Source organism: Massilia sp. HP4 (assembly GCF_005222695.1).
Taxonomy (GTDB): domain Bacteria; phylum Pseudomonadota; class Gammaproteobacteria; order Burkholderiales; family Burkholderiaceae_D; genus Telluria.
The window spans coordinates 1-17,574 of the sequence record NZ_STGG01000001.1; the positions used below are offsets into that span (position 1 = coordinate 1).

At 65.2% G+C, this 17,574-nt stretch carries 16 protein-coding genes and 1 tRNA gene; 5 read left to right on the top strand and 12 right to left on the bottom strand.

Going from position 1 to position 17,574, the window contains the following annotated elements; translation table 11 throughout:
* Window positions 1-120: 120 nt before the first annotated feature.
* The 4 genes from E8M83_RS00005 to purT form a co-directional block, all read right to left on the bottom strand.
* Window positions 121-498 carry a hypothetical protein gene (locus tag E8M83_RS00005; protein ID WP_137171344.1) on the bottom strand — a complete coding sequence of 126 codons (378 nt, stop codon included), beginning with the start codon at window positions 496-498 and terminating at the stop codon, window positions 121-123.
* Between the two features lies 1 nt (window position 499).
* Window positions 500-757: a hypothetical protein gene (locus E8M83_RS00010; RefSeq protein ID WP_137171345.1), complete on the bottom strand. Its 258-nt coding sequence runs from the start codon at window positions 755-757 to the stop codon at window positions 500-502.
* Window positions 758-863: 106 nt separating this feature from the next.
* A complete protein-coding gene (locus E8M83_RS00015) occupies window positions 864-2,993 on the bottom strand; it encodes a TonB-dependent siderophore receptor (RefSeq protein ID WP_137171346.1) in 2,130 nt (709 codons plus the stop codon).
* Between the two features lie 116 nt (window positions 2,994-3,109).
* Entirely contained in the window at window positions 3,110-4,324 is a 1,215-nt protein-coding gene (gene purT / locus E8M83_RS00020) for a formate-dependent phosphoribosylglycinamide formyltransferase (RefSeq protein WP_137171347.1), read from the bottom strand.
* Between the two features lie 145 nt (window positions 4,325-4,469).
* Here purT and E8M83_RS00025 point away from each other — a divergent pair.
* Window positions 4,470-4,545, top strand: a tRNA-Asn gene (locus E8M83_RS00025).
* A 64-nt stretch (window positions 4,546-4,609) separates the two neighbouring features.
* On the opposite strand, the gene E8M83_RS00030 is transcribed toward E8M83_RS00025, so the two are convergent.
* Window positions 4,610-5,449, bottom strand: coding sequence for a hypothetical protein (locus E8M83_RS00030; RefSeq protein ID WP_137171348.1), 840 nt, complete (start codon window positions 5,447-5,449; stop codon window positions 4,610-4,612).
* 118 nt (window positions 5,450-5,567) lie between these two features.
* Between E8M83_RS00030 and E8M83_RS00035 the strand changes: the two genes are divergently transcribed.
* Entirely contained in the window at window positions 5,568-6,074 is a 507-nt protein-coding gene (locus E8M83_RS00035; protein WP_137171349.1) for a hypothetical protein, read from the top strand.
* A gap of 139 nt (window positions 6,075-6,213) precedes the next feature.
* On the opposite strand, the gene E8M83_RS00040 is transcribed toward E8M83_RS00035, so the two are convergent.
* From E8M83_RS00040 to E8M83_RS00050, 3 genes are all read right to left on the bottom strand, one after another.
* Window positions 6,214-6,693, bottom strand: coding sequence for a YeeE/YedE family protein (locus E8M83_RS00040; RefSeq protein WP_229491363.1), 480 nt, complete (start codon window positions 6,691-6,693; stop codon window positions 6,214-6,216).
* The gene (locus tag E8M83_RS00045; RefSeq protein ID WP_137171350.1) at window positions 6,686-7,123 is read right to left on the bottom strand and encodes a YeeE/YedE family protein; all 438 of its coding nucleotides are present in this window, start codon (window positions 7,121-7,123) and stop codon (window positions 6,686-6,688) included. Before E8M83_RS00045 ends, E8M83_RS00040 begins: the two co-directional genes overlap by 8 nt.
* A 61-nt stretch (window positions 7,124-7,184) precedes the next feature.
* On the bottom strand, window positions 7,185-7,475 hold the full coding sequence (locus E8M83_RS00050; protein WP_137171351.1) for an HNH endonuclease signature motif containing protein: 291 nt from the start codon (window positions 7,473-7,475) through the stop codon (window positions 7,185-7,187).
* Window positions 7,476-7,665: 190 nt separating this feature from the next.
* Between E8M83_RS00050 and E8M83_RS00055 the strand changes: the two genes are divergently transcribed.
* Window positions 7,666-9,315, top strand: a complete 1,650-nt coding sequence (locus E8M83_RS00055) for a response regulator (RefSeq protein ID WP_137171352.1) — start codon at window positions 7,666-7,668, stop codon at window positions 9,313-9,315.
* Here E8M83_RS00055 and E8M83_RS00060 read toward each other — a convergent pair.
* Both E8M83_RS00060 and E8M83_RS00065 read right to left on the bottom strand, forming a co-directional pair.
* Entirely contained in the window at window positions 9,297-9,752 is a 456-nt protein-coding gene (locus E8M83_RS00060; protein ID WP_137171353.1) for a response regulator, read from the bottom strand. The genes E8M83_RS00055 and E8M83_RS00060 overlap by 19 nt on opposite strands.
* Window positions 9,753-9,764: 12 nt before the next feature.
* A complete protein-coding gene (locus E8M83_RS00065; protein ID WP_137171354.1) occupies window positions 9,765-12,008 on the bottom strand; it encodes an ATP-binding protein in 2,244 nt (747 codons plus the stop codon).
* 186 nt (window positions 12,009-12,194) lie between these two features.
* Here E8M83_RS00065 and E8M83_RS00070 point away from each other — a divergent pair, with 186 nt between their 5' ends.
* Both E8M83_RS00070 and E8M83_RS00075 read left to right on the top strand, forming a co-directional pair.
* Window positions 12,195-14,150 carry a PAS domain-containing sensor histidine kinase gene (locus E8M83_RS00070; RefSeq protein ID WP_229491364.1) on the top strand — a complete coding sequence of 652 codons (1,956 nt, stop codon included), beginning with the start codon at window positions 12,195-12,197 and terminating at the stop codon, window positions 14,148-14,150.
* 107 nt (window positions 14,151-14,257) lie between these two features.
* On the top strand, window positions 14,258-14,788 hold the full coding sequence (locus E8M83_RS00075) for a DUF2325 domain-containing protein (RefSeq protein ID WP_137171355.1): 531 nt from the start codon (window positions 14,258-14,260) through the stop codon (window positions 14,786-14,788).
* Between the two features lie 2 nt (window positions 14,789-14,790).
* On the opposite strand, the gene E8M83_RS00080 is transcribed toward E8M83_RS00075, so the two are convergent.
* The gene (locus tag E8M83_RS00080; protein ID WP_137171356.1) at window positions 14,791-15,984 is read right to left on the bottom strand and encodes a triacylglycerol lipase; all 1,194 of its coding nucleotides are present in this window, start codon (window positions 15,982-15,984) and stop codon (window positions 14,791-14,793) included.
* Between the two features lie 156 nt (window positions 15,985-16,140).
* Entirely contained in the window at window positions 16,141-17,421 is a 1,281-nt protein-coding gene (locus tag E8M83_RS00085; RefSeq protein WP_137171357.1) for a dienelactone hydrolase family protein, read from the bottom strand.
* Window positions 17,422-17,574 lie beyond the last annotated feature (153 nt).

The following is a 17,574-nucleotide window of genomic DNA, read 5'->3' on the forward strand; positions in this document are numbered from 1 at the left end:
TCGTCTTGGCATGCCTCGCCTCACTTAACCTCAACTACTCGAACCGCCCGGTGCGGACCCGCATGCCGGGTGGTGTGGGAGGGGTCAGTCAGCATGCTGACTGCCCCTATCCCGATTTGGCTAGCAGATCGACCCACGCATGCTCTTGCCCGTTCGCAGATTGATACCGATATGGCAGACGTAGGGCGAGGCTCGATCGCCCTTGTCATGCACGCAGTCAAGATCGCCTTTTTCGCGCACGCGTATCTCGGGCGACGCCCCGCATGCGTCTTTCAAGTCCGGACCGATCGATTCGAACAAGGCTTTCGCCATGTCCCCCTCGATCGAGAGCGCGGCTTTGCGGTCGCTCGATGTCGGCGCCGCTTCTTCTCCAAGGTCGCCAGAATAGATGAGGTAAGCGCCTTTGAAATCGCGGTATGCGCCGTCCCATGGTTTTGCGGCAAAAGCGACAGAGCACAAGCCGGCGATGCAGAGAATGGCAGCCGTAGGCATTTTCATGTCAGCCTCTCACTTCGACGTGGAAATGATGGACGTGGCCGCCCAAGGGGCGTGCAAGATGACGGAGTGCCGGGTCATTGAAGTAGATCTTCGTCACGCCAGGAAAATGACGAAAAAGCTCGATTAGCCGTGCGGGAGCTGCCTGATCGTATTGATCAGTCCACTGCCAATACACGGCCTGTCGCTTGCCATCTTTTCGGATGGTCCGCCCTTGAGGTAACATGAAATAACCTCGACTGTCCTGCGGTTGGGGATGCATCGATTACTCCTGCATCGGCAGGAACAGGGTGGAGACCAGGCTGGTCCATCTATGAACCGTGTGCCGGGCGCGGAAACCCATGCTTGTGCCTTCAGGTGCCGCGCGCTCAGAACGTCGCGTGCAGGCTCAGCTCCACGCTGCGCTCGGCGCCCATCCAGCAGTTGTTGGCGTCGAAGCAGGCGCCGACATAGCGCTTGTCGCCCAGGTTGCTGGCGGTGAGGCCGATGCGCCAGGTCTTGTCCACCCTGAACATGGCGGCCGCATCGAACACGGTGTACGAGGGCACGACGCCGGTGTTGAGCGCGTCCATCTGGCTTTCGCCCACGTAGCGCATGCCGGCGCTCAGGTCCAGCGCATCCAGCGGCTTGTAGTTGAGCCACAGCGAAGCCTGTTTCTCGGCTACCCACACCGGGGTCTTGCCGACCAGCGCGGTGTTGTTCTCGTTCTCGGTCACTTCGTTGTCGAGGCGGGTCAGGCCGAGCGTGAAATCGAGGCGGTCGGTGAGCGCCTGGTTCCACGACACTTCCACGCCCCTCGAGCGCACTTCGCCGTTCTGCGTGTACTTGCCGAAGTCCGGCGTGTTGACCACCACATTGCGCTTCTCGATGTCGAACCAGGCGGCCGTGAGCTGGGTGGCGCTGTCGTGCGAGCGGTACTTCAGGCCGCCCTCGAACTGCTTGGCCGTGGTCGGCTTGAAGGCGTCGCCGGTCTCGGTGTCGATGCCGGACGTCGGCTCGAACGACGTCGAGTAGTTCAGGTAGGGCGCCAGGCCGTTGCCGAGCTGGTAGATCGCGGCCACGCGGCCGCTGGTGCGGTATTGGCGGATCTCGGTAAGGCTGCTTGAGGGAAAGCCGTCATAGCTCGAACGCGCGTCGTCCTCGCTGCGGTAGCGGTCGCGCCGCACGCCGGCCAGCAGGGTCAGGGCGCCGACCTTGGCTTCGTCCTGCAGGTACAGGCCCAGCTGCGACTGGCGGATCGCATGGTTCTCGGTATAGAAATCGAACGGCAAGGCCGCCGGATTGAACAGGTGGTGGTTCGGCGCGCCAAGGTCGATCGGCGCGGTCGCCGTGCCGAGCGTGTCGCCATAGCCGACGCCGGTGCGCAGGCGCTGGTAGTCGAGGCCGGCCAGCACGCGGTGCTGGAGCGCGCCGGTGGCAAAGCGCAGCGCGAACTGGTTGTCGACTACCCAGCCGTGCATTTCTTCGTCGGTGAAATAGGCGGCGCGCGCCAAGGTGCGGTTGTCGGGCGCCAGTCCCTGGTTGTAGGTATTGCGCTGGAAGCCGTTGGACTTGGTGTAGCGGAAGTTCTGCAGGAAGCTCGCGCTGTCGTTGAAGGCGTGCTCGAACTTCCAGCCCGCGAGCGTCGTCTCGCGCTGCATGCCAGACCAGCCGGCGTCGCCGGCGAAGGCGTCCGAATCCAGGCGGCCGTAAGGCGCGTCGCGCAAGGTGCCGACGGCGGGCAGTGGCGTCGACGGGATCAGGGCCGGGTCGTCCTGATAGTACAGGTTGACGTTCAGGCGGGTCGACGGGCTGATGCGCCAGGTGACGGAGGGCGCGACCAGGCGGCGCTCTTCCTCGGTGGTCACCTGCTGGCCATCGCGTTCGCGCACCAGGGCGACCAGGCGGTAGTCGACGTCCTTTGAGAGCGGGCCGGTGGTGTCCAGCGCCAGTTCGCGCAGGGCGCTGGTGCCGACCCGGGCGCGCACATAAGTCTCTTGCTGCGAGCGCGGCTGCTTGGCGGTCTGGTTGACCATGCCGCCCGGCGGCGCCGAGCCGTACAGTACCGACACCGGTCCCTTGAGCACCTCAATGCTTTCGGTGGCGAAGGCGTCAACCTGCGGCACCAGGTTCCACAAGCCGTCGTACTGCAGCGGCAGGCCGTCGTAGTAGTTGCGGTAGCTTTCGAAGCCGCGGATCGTGTACTGGTCGAAGATGGTGACGGTGGCGCGGCTTTCCGGCGTCACGCCCGGCACGTAGCGCAGTGCCTCGTTGACGCTGTCGGCCTGGCGTGCGCTGAGCAGTTCGTTGTCATAGACCTCATAGCTCATCGGCGCTTCGAGCGGCTTGAGGTCGGACTTGGTGCCGGTGGTGCGATAGCCGGTGGCGGTGACGACTACCTGGGCGGTCTCGGCATCGGTGTCGGCCGGCTTGTCCTGGGCGGTGGCGTGGGACTGGGCGAGGGTGGACAGGACGAGCAGGCCGAGCAGGCCGCGGCGGGGGAGGGTGGTGGCGGGCATGTTTTTCTTCTTGATGACGAATGATAATGAGAAGTATTATCATTTCAGGCACCATGCTTGTCAATCGACCTCGGGCGCCATCGGTTCGCCTGCCCAAGGCGAACCGATGGCGTCGATCAGCGCTTGCCCGCGACCGGCTTGACCTTGGCTGCTGCCTCGAGCGCGCGCTGGCGCGCGGTCTCGATATCGTCGGCAGTTGCGAGCGCCACGCCCATGCGGCGGCGCGCGAACGATTCCGGCTTGCCGAACAGGCGCAGGTCGGCGCCCGGCACGCGCAGCGCCTCGGCCACGCCCTCGAACGCGATGCCTGCCTGTTCCAGTTGGCCGTAGATCACGGCGGAGGCGCCCGGCGCGCGCAGCGCGGTATTGACCGGCAGGCCGAGGATGGCTTTCGCGTGCAGCTCGAATTCGCTCTGTACCTGGCTTGCCATCGTCACCATGCCGGTATCGTGCGGGCGCGGGCTCACTTCCGAGAACCACACCATATCGCCCTTGACGAACAGCTCGACGCCGAACACGCCCAGGCCGCCCAGGCTGGCGGTGACCCTGGCCGCGATGTCGCGCGCGCGTTCCAATGCCAGCGGCTGCATCGGGTGCGGCTGCCACGATTCGACGTAATCGCCCTGAACCTGCTTGTGGCCGATCGGCTCGCAAAACGTCGTCTCGACCTGGCCGCCAGCGCCGAGCGAGCGCACCGTCAGCAAGGTGATCTCGTACTCGAAATCGATGAATCCTTCGGCGATCACGCGCCCGGCGTCGACGCGCCCGCCCGCGGCGGCGTAGTCCCAGGCGGCCTGCACGTCGCTGGCCGCGTCGAGTTTCGACTGGCCCTTGCCGGACGACGACATCACTGGTTTTACCACGCAGGGAAAACCCACCGCGGCGCACGCATCTTGCAGTTCGGCCAGGCTGCTGGCGAAGCGGTAAGGCGAGGTCGCCAGACCCAGCTCCTCGGCCGCCAGGCGGCGGATGCCTTCGCGGTTCATCGTCAGCTGCGCCGCGCGCGCGGTCGGGATGCAGGTGATGCGGCCCGCCGCTTCGAGTTCGGCCAGCTTGTCGGTGGCGATGGCTTCGATTTCGGGCACCACCAGGTCGGGACGCTCCCGCTCGATCAGCGCTTCCAGCGCGGCGCCGTCGGTCATGTCGATCACATGGGCGCGGTGCGCCACCTGGTGGCCGGGCGCGTTCGGATAGCGGTCGACGGCGACCACTTCGACTCCCAGGCGCTGCAGGGCGATGATCACTTCCTTGCCGAGTTCGCCCGAACCGAGCAGCATGACTTTGGTTGCGGATGGAGAGAGCGGGGTGCCGAGAATGCGGGGAGTGGTCATGGTCTGTCAGTGAAAGATGTGGTTGGCGCGGACGCCTCGAGAGCTGCGACTATAGCAAAACAGGTCGGCCTCGCGCTGATGGCGAGTCCGATTCGCAAGATGCACTGGTCAAACTGCAAACGCCCGGCTATAATATTGCCTCAATTCCCTGATAGCTCAGTTGGTAGAGCGACGGACTGTTAATCCGCAGGTCCCTGGTTCGAGTCCAGGTCGGGGAGCCAGAACAAGAGAAGGGCCGCATGTGAATGCGGCCCTTTTTGTTGCCCGTCCAGCCGCAGGAGACCCCTAACTCGGCTTGTTTCGGGCCAGCTTGGCTTCACCTTTTCTGATCTCCAGTTCCGCGAGTAGTGCGGTGTATCTCGCATCCTTCTTGATGGCAGCGAGTTCATGTCTCAGTCGTGACATCGTGAGTCCTGCGCCACTGATGGCGCCTTGATCGTTCCAGTGGAGAAGAATGAGTTCCTTGTTCATCCAGTCGAGGTGCTGTTCCTTGCCGTCGAATCCCGAGGCACTCAGAAACGCCAGGGCGTAGCTGATGAACTCAGGCAGGGACGCGCCGTAAGTCGATTCGTCGGACAAAAGCGAGTCGATCGACGTGATAGACCGGTTCTGTTTACGCAAGAAATCGCGATAGGGCTGGAGTGACAAGCTACCCGCTGCCAGGCCTGTGTCCGAGCTCTTTCCCGCTAACGCATGGCACCGCTCGCTGAGTGACAACGCCGGTTCGGGGAGCCTGTCGAATGCGCCGAGGCGGTCCTTGCCGCCTGGGTTCTCTGAACTCGACGGTTGTGCTTCGCGCTTCCAATCGGCCTCGCAGGCCGGTATCGATATCTTGCACTCCAGCAGAAGCAGCCCGCGTGCCTTGATGAGCGCATCGCCCAGGCTCGTTTCAAGCTTGCCTCCCAGGTGTACATACTGCGGTTCTCGTGCTGCCTGGTCGACCTCGGCCCGGATAGTCCCGAGCGTACAGGCCGGATGGTCCTGGAGCGCGGCCTCGATCCTCGCCATCGTATGTCTGCCTTGCAGCCACAGCGAAATGCGGTTTTCGACGTTCTTCTCGAGACGTGCGTCATGTTCCACTGCCGCGTGGCCGGTTGGCGCCGCCGTGCTGTCATGTTTTGTCATCACTTCCCTTTGCTTGTCGCGGACATTCCCTGGATTTAAGCGGCTTTTCCGGCATGCCGGCCGCCGTAACGCGGATGGCTATACTGAATATTGCCAGACGGCGCCATTGGAACCCATCATGAACCATACCACCAACCTTTCCCGGAACAACCTCGCTCATGAACTGCGTTTCAGCAGCAGGCGTCCCCCACTTCTCATTACCGTCGACGTCGTGGAGCGCTGCGACAACGGTTCCGGGATGGCCACGTCCGGGAGCATCCGGGTCACTGTTGCAGCTGCAAGACCGCATCCGGCACGTGATGAACCGCTTTTCGTTTTCAAGGAAAGCTTTGGTTCCGGGAGGCATGAGAAATTGCATTTATGGCTCACCGATTTCAGGTTGCCGCCTTCCTTGTCGGGTTGCGGCGTCGGCACCTTTATCTGGTCGACCATCCATCGGGCGCTGCTGCCCTCAACCGCGGGACGCCTTCGGCTGCTCGGCGGACTCAGTGCAAACGACTCGGACATGGCGCAGGTCGACGTGGATGGCAATCCGGTGTGGGACCGGCACGCACCTGGAGTCCGTTCACGCCCAAGCGGATTCCCAATATCGCGCGCAGAAATCGGTTCTGGCAACGTATGCTGAGCGAACACGACCTGGTGTTCGACTGCGACGCGCATGGAAACGGACGATTCGAGGGAGCGCTGGTCGACCCCGGCCTTCACGCGTCCTACCGACCGGCATTCACCGTCGTCGAAGCCGGCGTGGACGGCACCCGATCCGCTCACTCCTGATTCGCGGGCGCCGCGCTCCTGCCATCCGGCGACGGTACGGAGATGGCGCCGTTTTCCGTGCGTTGTTCCAGCCATGCATGGATGGCCATTCCCGCCACCATCGCCACGAAGAACAGCAGCGGCTTGATGCCGCCCACCAGCAGCGAAGCCACCGCCGGCCCTGGCCAGTAGCCGGCCAATCCCCAGCCGCCACCGAACACCAGGCTGCCCACCAGCAGCCTGCGGTCGACGCGCGTCGCGGTCGGCAGTTGCAGCGACTCGCCCAGCAACGTGGGCCGCCGGCGGCGTGCGATCGCGTAGGCCGGCATCGCCGCCAGCAGCGCGCCGCCCATCACGATGCCGAGCGATGGATCCCAGGCCCCGGCCAGGTCGAGAAAGGCCAGCACCTTGGCCGGATCGGTCATCCCGGAGAGAACCAGCCCGGTCCCGAACAGCAGGCCGGCCCACAGGCGCACAGGATGTTCATGCAAGGCTCCCGAACACCTGCCGCAACAGGTAGACGACCGCACAACCGGCGCCCATGAAGGCAATGGTGGCCAGCGAGCGCGGCGAGCGACGCGCCATGCCGCACCCGCCATGGCCACTGGTGCAGCCGCCGCCATGGCGGGTGCTGATGCCGACCAGCAGGCCGGACGCGGCCAGGGCCAGCCAGCCCGCATCGACTTCGACCTGCGGCAATGGCGCCGCCAGGGCGTAGAGCAGGGGCGCGGCGGCCATTCCCGCGAGGAAGGCCAGGCGCCAGCCGGTCTCGCCGCGCGCCGGATGCAGCAGCCCGCCGAGGATGCCGCTCACGCCGGCGATGCGGCCGTTGAACAGCAGCAGGCCGCCTGCCGCCAGGCCGATCAATAGCCCGCCGGCCAGCGCCGACCACGGTGTGACATTGGCCCAAGCGATGTCCATGGCATTTCCCTGATCCACCTTGGACCCTGGACGCATGCGACAGTTTCTGCCGGCCTAACGCTCAGCGACTCTTTTTCTTGTTTGATGTGTAAGTTCGAGCATAAAATCCGGGCGGCTTCTTCGCCACCCAGGCGATGAAGGCGGCGATGTCCTCGTGCCCCTGCAAGGCTTCCCAGGTATGGTAGGTCTGCAGCAGCTCGCGCTCAGTGAACGCCGAGTGGATCTTGCGATGGCAGATCTTGTGGATCGGGAATTGCTCTTTGCCCTTGAAAGTCTTCGGGATCAGGTGGTGGCGGTCGATATTGGCCGTTCCCAGGATCCGTCCACACAGCGGGCAGCAGTTATCGGACACGCAATACTCCTGGTTGTGTTCGGTTTCCGAATAAGATATGGTGCGGGTTCGATAGTCGTACAAGGCTTGACCCGCTAATTTCATTGGAGAAAATACCGGACTCGGGCCTTGTAAAATAGTACTGGTGTAAAATTAACGACTGGTATTCCTTGCAATACATTCCACTCCATCCCGAAAGCGACGCCGTTGCATGATCGAAGACGACTCCACCCGCTGTTCCGTGCTGTTGATCGACGATGAATCGTTCGCCCAGGACATCATTGCCCACGGTCTCAAAGGGTGTGCCGGTCACCAGCTGATGTATGAATCGAGCCCCGCGCGCGCGGTCGAGGTGGCGCGCGAGATCGACGCGACCGTGGTGCTGGTCGACCTGCGCATGCCCGGCGGTCTCGACGGTTTCGACGTCATCGCCGCGCTGCGCGCCCATCCCGCCACCCACGACGTGCCGGTCATCCTGCTCTCGTCCGAGGACGATCCCGACATCAAGGCCAAGGCCTTCGCGGTCGGCGCCAGCGACTACATGGTCAAGTGGCCCGATCCGCGCGAGCTGGTGGCGCGCGTGCGCCACCACAGCGGCGCCTGCATCGCGCGGCGCGAGCGCGACCAGGCTTTCGCGTCGCTGCGCCGCAGCCAGGAGCAACTGGCCGCCAGCCAGTCGGCCCTGCAGCAGGCCCAGAAGATGGAGGCGATCGGCCAGCTCACCGGCGGCGTCGCCCACGATTTCAATAATGTGCTACAGATCATCGGCGGTAACCTGCAACTGCTCAAGCTGGTCGGCGGCCTGAGCGACGCGGCCCGCGGCCGGGTCGAGATGGCCTTGTCCGGCGTCGAGCGCGGTGCCAAGCTGGCCTCGCACCTGCTTGCCTTTGCGCGCCGCCAGCCCTTGCAGTCGGTGGTGATCGATCCCGGCCACCTGCTGCGCGAGCTGGACGATATGGCGCGCCGCGTGCTGGACGCCGGCACCCGCGTGCACACCGAGATCTCGTCCGACCTGGGCAGCACCATGATCGATCCGAACCAGCTCAATAATGTGCTGCTGAACCTGGTCATCAATGCGCGCGATGCGATGCCGGGCGGCGGCACGCTGACGATCCGCGCCGCCAATGTCGGCCCGGGCGACGCCTTGCCGCCCGAAGTCGAGAGTGGCAACTACGTGATGCTGGAAATCGCCGACACCGGCAGGGGCATGCCGCCCGAGGTGCTGCGGCGCGCCTTCGAGCCTTTCTTTACCACCAAGCCGACCGGGCAGGGCACGGGGCTGGGGCTGTCGATGGCCTACGGTTTCGTCAAGCAGTCCGGCGGCGAGATCGTGCTGCGCAGCGAAGCGGGCCGGGGCAGCAGCGTGTGCATCTTCCTGCCGCGCAGCAGCAGCGCCGCGCCGGTGCAGGTCGAGCCGGAACCGCACCTGCCGCTGGCGGGAGGCCTGGAAACCCTGCTGGTCGTCGAGGATGAAGACGATGTGCGCTCGTCGACCAGCGGCATCCTGTCCGCGCTCGGCTACCGGGTGCTCGAAGCCGAGGACGCCGCGCAAGCCGCTGCCATCGTCGAGAGCGGCCGCCACATCGACCTGGTATTTACCGACGTGATCATGCCAGGGGCAGTCAGCAGCCTTCAGCTGCGCGACATCGTGCGCCACCATCTGCCGGAATGCCAGATCCTGTATACCTCGGGCTATGCCGAGGGCGTGCTGGCCCACGAAGGCAAGGTGGACGCCTCGGTCCACCTGCTGCAAAAGCCTTATCACCCGGATGCGCTCAGCGCGCGCATCCGTCACCTGCTGCGGCGCGCCAGGCGCGCCGCCGGCAAGCCGTCAACGCCGGCTCATTTCGGCTTGATGTAGCGGTGCGAGCCTGGCGGCGGTTCGTTCAGCACCGCCCAGAAGATGCCAAGGTCGCCGATTGCGCGCACGAACTCGTTGAAATCCACCGGCTTGACCACATAGGCGTTCACGCCCAGCTGGTAGCTGCGCACCACGTCCTGTTCTTCCTTGGATGAGGTCAGCATCACCACCGGCACCGCTTTCAGGCCCTCGGTGTGGCGGATCTCCTTGAGCACCTCGAGCCCGTCGACCTTGGGCAGCTTGAGGTCGAGCAGGATCACGGCCGGGCTGCCCAGCTGGCGCTGGGCGAACTCGCCGCGCCGGTGCAGGTAGTCGAGCGCCTCGGCGCCGTCGCGTACCACGACGACTTCGTTGGCGAGCTGGCTTTTCGACAGCGCGATGAGCGTCAACTCCAGGTCGTGGGGATTGTCTTCCACCAGGAGGATGGGCTTGAGCATGGGAGAATGACCTTAGTTGGATGAGTATTTTTTTGGAAGGCTGAAGGAGAACGTTGCCCCTTCGCCGAGTATCGAGTCGGCCCAGACCCGGCCGTTATGACGTTCGACGATGCGGCGCACATTGGCCAGGCCGATGCCTGTGCCCTGGAAGTCTTCCATGCGGTGCAGGCGCTGGAACACGCCGAACAGCTTGTGCACGTAATCCTTGTTGAAGCCGGCGCCGTTGTCGGCCACGTGGAATACGTAGTCGTCGCCAGTGTCGTCGCACCAGATGCGGATCACCGCCTGTTCGCGTCCGCCGGTGAACTTGACCGCATTCGACAACAGGTTGAACATCGCCAGGTGCAGGAAGGCAGGATCGGCATGCACCACCGGCAGGTGGTCGATGTGCCAGTCGACCTTGCGCGGGCCGATTTCCAGGTCCAGCTTGTCGATGCAGCCGTTGACCAGTTCGAGCATGTCGACGTGGGTCGGCCGCAGCGCCGCGCGGCCCATCTGCGAGAACGACAGCAGGTCGTCGACCAGCTTGCCGGCCAGGCGCGCCGACTGCTTGATGTTCTTTAAAAAGCGATCGCGCATGGCGGCGTCTTCGCTGCCGGCCGATTCGATCAACAGGTCCGAGAAGCCGACGATGTGGCGCAGCGGCGCGCGCAGGTCGTGCGAGACCGAGTACGAAAACGCTTCCAGTTCCTTGTTGGCGCGGCCCAGTTCCTCGGCCAGTTCGGCCATCTGCTCGGCGCGCTCGAGCGCGATGCCCAGCAGCGCGCTGCGAAACTCGGTCGTCAGTTCGATCTCGGCGGCGTGCCACGGCAGGCTGTGGCCGTGGATGGTCTCGCGCCAGGCGGCAAAGCTCTGGCGCGGCGAGAGCTGGGTTGGCGCGCCGGGCAGCGCTTGCTTTTCATAGGGATTGCCGGCCCACTCGACGGTCTGCACCAGCTCCGGGCGGAACCACAGCAGGTAGTGCTGGTGGATGCGCGAGATCGGCAGCGCCAGCAGGCCGCTGGCATTGCGCGTCAGTTCCGCTCCCGCCGGATACACGCCGGCCAGGTTGTTCGTGTGGAATAGTTCGGTATGGCCGTGCACGGCAAGCCAGGTCGACAGCGCGCGGATCGCCGCTTCGTCCGGTGCGTCGCCGTAGGTCAGCACGCGGTCGTCGACCACGACCGCCACGCCGCCGGCGCGCGCGAAGCGCAGCAGCTCGGGGAAGACGCCACTCAGGTTATCGATAAAGTCGGCGCCCTTGGTCAGGCGGCCCAGCATCTCGACCATGATGCGGCGCACGTCCAGGCGGAACTGCAGCTCGGCGCCGTCTTCGCGGCTCTCGATGCACAGCGACAGGATCTGTCCCAATTGCTCGCAGGCGGTGCGCTTCTCGACCGACACCGCGCTGGGCGTGGCGTTGTGGCAGGAGATCAGGCCCCACAGCTTGCCCTTGACGATCAGCGATACCGACATCGAAGCCAGCGTGCCCATATTGCGCATGTACTGCAGGTGCACCGGCGACACGCTGCGCAGGGCGGCAAAGGTCAGGTCGTTGCGGTTGCCAGTGACCGGGTTGGCGTCCGGGACCAGCGGCGCCGGCTCGTAATTGGCGTCCTGGATCAGGCGGATCGGCGACAACGTGTACAGCTCGCGTGCCTGGGCCGGGATGTCGCTGGCCGGGAACGACTGGCCCATATACGCATCGTAGTCCGGCGCCTTCGACTCGGCCACCACGCGGCCATGGCCGCTGGGGTCGAACTGGTAGACCATCACGCGGCCATAGCCGGTCACCGAGCGCACATGGCGCGCGGCCAGGTCCGTCAGGGCGGGCATCGAGGCATCGTCATTGACCCTGGCCAGGAAGTCGCTGATCAAGGGATAGAGGTGGCGGAAGTCTGCCGGATGGGCACGCTCGACCGATTCGAACTCGACGATCGTCAGCCCGTCCCAGGCGTGGGCCAGCACGTCGAAATGCTTGCCGTTGCCGGCCGTGATGGTGCCGAGGTAGCTCGGGCGCTGGCCGAGGGCGCCGCCGTGCAGTTCCAGGGCCAGGCGTTCGCCGGCCTCGGCGCCGATCGCCGCGGCCAGCGGCTGGCCAACCGCGGCCTGCGCTTGGACGCCGCTCCAGTGGGCGAGATTGGCGCTGGCCTGCCTCACGTCGAGCGCAGGCGACAGCGTCAGCATGAAGCCGTGCGGCTGGATGCTGCCGGGCGTGCGGATCGGTTCCTTGTCGCAGCCGGTGATGTCGAGTCGGTCGGGGAGTGCCTGGGTCATGATGCCGTGTAACGCGCGGGGAAACAGGTCTCCATTGTAGCGTGAAAAGCTTGCCTTAATTTATGTAGTGCTTGTCAATATCTGGAATTTACCTGACTTCATGTCATGCCCGGTGTCGTGGTCCGATGCCGGCTACGCTTGCACACGCACATACAGTCGCGTGACCTATTGCGGCAAAGCAGATGTATGATATCCACTTTATCGGTCCAGCAGACAGGAAGCCGCTTCGCCACCATGGACACCTCCCTACCCGTCAAGCAACCGCTGACCGACGAACAGCGCATGCATTACCTGATCGCCGGCATCAGCGATTACGCGATCTACATGCTCGATCCGCAAGGGTACGTCAACAGCTGGAATGCAGGCGCCCAGCGTTTCAAGGGTTATGTCGAGCAAGAGATCCTGCATCAGCATTTCTCCCGTTTCTACACGCCCGAAGACCGCGCCACCGGCCTGCCGGCGCTGGCGCTGGCGCTGGCGCTGGAGCATGGGCGCTACGAGTCCGAGGGCTGGCGCGTGCGCAAGGACGGCGGCCGCTTCTGGGCTCATGTGGTGATCGATCCGATCCGCGACGGCAGCGGCACCCTGATCGGCTTCGCCAAGATCACGCGCGACGTCACCGAGAAAAAGCAGGCCGAAGACGCGTTGCGCGAGAGCGAGCGGCGCTTCCGCCTGCTGGTGCAGGGCGTGACCGACTACGCGATCTATATGCTCACGCCCGAGGGCATGGTGTCGAACTGGAACCCGGGGGCCGAGCGCATCAAGGGCTACAGCCACGACGACATCGTGGGCCACCATTTCTCGCGCTTCTATACCGACGAGGACCGCCTGCGCGGCCTGCCGGTGCGCGCGCTGATGACGGCCGGCGAGGTCGGCCGCTACGAGGCCGAAGGCTGGCGCGTACGCAAGGACGGCACCCGGTTCTGGGCCAATGTGGTCATCGACGCCATCCGCGACGAGGAAGGGCGCCTGATCGGCTTTGCCAAGATCACGCGCGACCTGACCGAGAAGAAGGCGGCCGCCGAGGCGCTCGACAAGGCGCAGGCGGCCCTGTTCCAGGCCCAGAAGATGGAATCGATCGGCCAGCTAACCGGCGGCATTGCGCACGACTTCAACAATCTGCTGTCGGTGATCTCGAGCGGCGTCGAGGTGCTGAGCATGCAGCGTACCCCGGGCGGCGACGCCAAGACGCTCGACAGCATGCGGCGCGCGATCGACCGCGGCGCCACGCTCACCCAGCAGTTGCTGGCCTTCGCCCGCCAGCAGCCGCTGGAACCCGAGACGCGCAATGTCAACCGCATCATCAGCGGCTTCGAGTCGGTGCTGCGGCGCGCCGCCAACTCGTCGATCGAATTCGTGATGAAGCTCGACGCGCGGGCGCCGAACGCCGTGATCGACGCCGCGCGGCTGGAGTCGGCGGTGCTGAACCTGGTGGTCAATGCGCGCGACGCCATGCCGGGCGGCGGACGCATCGTGGTGGAGACGGCCAACGTGGCGCTGGCCCACGGCGAGCATCCGTCGCTGGCGGCCGGCTACTACGTGCGCCTGGGTGTGAGCGACACCGGCACCGGCATGACGCCAGAGACCATCGCGCGCGCCTTCGAGCCCTTCTTCACCACCAAGGAAGTCGGCAAGGGCACGGGCCTCGGCCTGTCGCAGGTATATGGCTTCATCAAGCAGTCGGGCGGCGAGGTGACCATCGAGAGTACGGTGGGCGAGGGCACTAGCATCGTGATCTGGCTGCCGTCCGCGACCTCGCACGCGCACGACCTGGCGGAAGTCGAGACCGAGACCGTGCTGATCGTCGAGGACGAACCGGACCTGCTGGATGTCGCATCCTCGCTGTTCCTGAGCATGGGCTACGACGTGATGACGGCAGCCAGCGGCAGCGACGCCCTCAATCTGCTGGCCAGCAACGACGTCGACATCCTGTTTACCGACGTGGTGATGCCCAACGGGATGAACGGCATCGAGCTGGCGGCCTACACCCGCGACAACTACCCGAACGTGAAGGTGATGCTGGCGTCGGGTTATCCGCAGCCGGTACTGAAGCTCGACCGCTCGCGCCTGGGCGATTTTACGTTCGTGAGCAAGCCGTATCGCTTGTCGGACCTGGCGCGCAGCCTGCGCAGCGCGCACTAGGCGAGCATCCATGGCCCCTGAAGGGTTTTCATTGAAATGAGAATTATTCTCATTTAAAATGACGATCGTGGCGCGCCCTGCGCCACGATATGGGGAGGGAGATGCCGATGCTGGCCGAACAGGACGTCGATCGACTGCTGAGCGAACATGGCGCGCTGCTGCGGGCTGACGCGCAGGTGCAGGCGCGCTGCACGATCTTGCTGCGCGAGCAGGCCGAGCGCATCCGCCGCCTCGATGCCGAGTTGATGCGTTCGCGCGCGCAAGCCGTGCGCTGCCTTACTGCGCTGGCCTGGGAGCGCGAAGACCGCGCCGCGCTCGAAGAGGCGGCGCCGGGCCTGAAGCGGCGCGCCGCCATGGGCCGCCAGGTCGAGGCGCTACAGGCGCGGGTGCACGAGCTGACCCGCCAGCTGCATCGCCGCGAACTGGCCGACCATGCCGCGCGGCCCGTCGAATCCCTGCCGTCGGCGCTGGAAGAGAGCCTGCAGGCGGCCGACCTGGTGATCTGCCGGACCGGTTGCCTGAGCCATGGCGACTACTGGCGCGTGCAAGACCACTGCAAGCGCAGCGGCAAGGTGTGCATGCTGGTCGACCAGCCTGACCGCATGCACATCGTGCGCATCGAAAGCCTGACCGGCTGACCTTACAACGCAAAGATGATGTCGCTGACCTGCTCGTAGAGCTTGTTGGCCGACGGCCCCCCGTTGGGCCAGTTCAGGATGTCGAAGTGGTCATAGCCCTTGTAGTTGCCCAGGAAATTCCAGGCGCCGCGCACGGCCGTGCCGTCGTAGTCGCGCGCCGGGTGGCCTTGCGGTGCGCGCATGCTGATCGTATTGACCACGCCGTCGTTCGAAAACCAGTCGCTGTCGATGCGCTGCCGGCCCGGGGTGTTTACGGTATAGCTGCCCATGCCCCTCTGCATCGCAGACGGCACGATCCATTCGCCGGCGAAGGATTTGAAATACGGGATCATGTCGGCGCGCGCGTACTGGAACTGGGTGGTCTGGACAGGGGCGATCACGCGGTCGGTGCCATTGCAGCACCAGCTGCCGCCTTCGGTCGCCACCGTCCCCACCGAAAAATAATAGATGTGCGATGAGGTGCGCGCCCAGGCATTGAATTCGCGCGCGCCGTCCGGAGCCAGTTCCCATTGGGCCGCCTTGTGCGTGAGCAGGTCGCGCAGCGGCGCATGCAGATTGGGCAGCACGGCCAGCACCGCGTCGCTCAGGGTGGTGCCATTGTGCGGGGCCGAGATCGTGGTCACGCTGCGGATCCAGCCGACCTTGCCGCCCTTGAACAGTTCGCCGTCGCCTTCGTCCTGGCGCGAGCCGTGTTCCAGTAGTTCGACCAGCGCGCGGATCGTGGTGCCGCCCATGCTGTGGCCGATCAGGTGGATCGGGTGGTCCCGGTCCCAGGCCGGATACAGCGCCAGCGGATAGTCTTGCGGATTGTCGCGCGGGTTCGCGGCCCAGCACTTGCCGGGCGGTTTCTGCACCTGGCCGGGCAGGCCGTGGTCGCGCACATGGGCCTTGCCGTAGTCGACGCAGCCGCCCTTGATCTGGGCATACAGGTCGGCGGCGCGGTCCCAGTTGGACGAGATCGGGCCGACCGCGGCGGCGAACACGGCGCGCGGTCCGCGGTAGACCTGCATATGCGAGGCGATGTCGCCGTAGCCGCCCCAGTAGTTGAAGCCGCTATGCTGGAATTCCTCGGGGCCGAAGCCGAGGAAGCCGTGGACGAGGACGACGGGATCGTTATTGGCCGCGCTGGCGGCGGGGGAGGTGAGCAGGCCGAGCGCGATGAACAGGGCGGTGCAGGCGTGGATGATGCGGGCCATCTTCGCTTCTCCGGTAACTGTGTTAGGCACATTGTCGGAGGTCGGAAGGCGGTCGGGTTTGCGCTGCGTCGTCCCGCAGCGCAGCAAATAAAATTCACGCAAGGAAATATGCGCACGCCGCTTGACAGCGGCGTGTCATATTCCTTTCATGCTCGATCAGCGCACCGTGGTACTGCCGACCGAGGTGGTCGGATCGGAGCTGGTGGCCGTCGCCGGCGTGGCGCCCGGCACCGGTGCGTTCGAGGCGGTGATGGCGGTCTGCTCGGCCTGGTCCAGGCGGCCATCGGTCCAGACCACGTAGTCGTCGACCGAGTACAGGCGGCACGGGTCCTTGCTCTTGGCCGAGCAGGTGGCCAGCGCCCGGCCTTCCGGGTCTTCGCCTTCCTCGGCCCAGGTCCAGCCGCCACTCGGCGACACGGCGAAGGCGCGCGGCGTCATCTTGGTCAGGTAGTCGCGGTAGGCGCGGCGGCCGTGCTCGGACAGGAAGGGCACGGCCTCGGCGTCGTCCACCTGGGCGAACCCGGTGCGCGCCGCGCTCGGTGGGGGCGGGACGTCGACCACGACCGCGGTCGGCATGCCGATCTCCTGCAAGAAGCGTTCGGTGTCGGCCAGCCACACCTTCTCGCCGTCGCGGCTGGCCAGCATGCCGTGGGCATCGCGCTTGAACGACGGGAACTCGACCAGGCGCCCGCGGCCGCCTGCCTCGACGTAGGAAGCGTGCATGCGGCCCGCCAGTTCCGGGCCGAACAGCGAATCGTTCTGGCCATACATCCACAGGCTCGGCAGCTTGGCCTTGGCGCCGTATTCGGCAAAGGCCGACACCAGCTGCGAGCGCCAGGCGCAGCGATCGCTGTCGTCGCGCAGGCCGCCGGCGAAGTTGATCAGGCCGCGCACGCCGGGCAGGTTCCCGGTGCCGAGGGCGATCGTCGCCAAGCCGCCGTACGATTGGCCGGCCACCACCATGCGTTGGCTGTCGACCCAAGACTGCCGGCGTGCGTAGTCGAGGGTGGCGCGGATGTCGGCGGCCTGGGTGTAGCCGTTGGCCGTCATGTCGCAGCCATGGTCGCGGTAGCGGCCGCCCGAATTCGAGAAGCCCTGGCGCATCGGCACCATCACCGCATAACCGCGCTTGACGAAGGCGCTGGCCATGTAATAGAAGCGGTCGCGCGGCTGCAGGCTGGGGCGGCCCGAATCCTTGCCATGGTTGATGACGATCAGCGGGAAGGGGCCGGGACCGTTCGGCTGGAAGACGGTGGTCTCGAGCGTGACGCCATCGTCGCCGGCAGGCACCTGGACGATGTGCTCGTTCATGCGGTAATCGAGCTCGGCGGAAGCGTCGGTGGCCGGCAGTTCCTGGAGGTGGGCCAGGGCAGGCAGCATGGCCAGCGCGGCAATCGAAGCGGAGATCAGGGTACGGAAAGACAGTGTTCTCGACATGGATGACTCTGGGCTTGCGTGGTGCAGTTTTACTGCCGTGCAGAACAATTTCCGCATGGAATAAACCGAGTCTAGGTCGAGTAAATCTTGAGAGCAATATCCGGTTGACCAGATCTGAAGGTATATTTTTGTGTGTGGCTAAAGTGACATCCG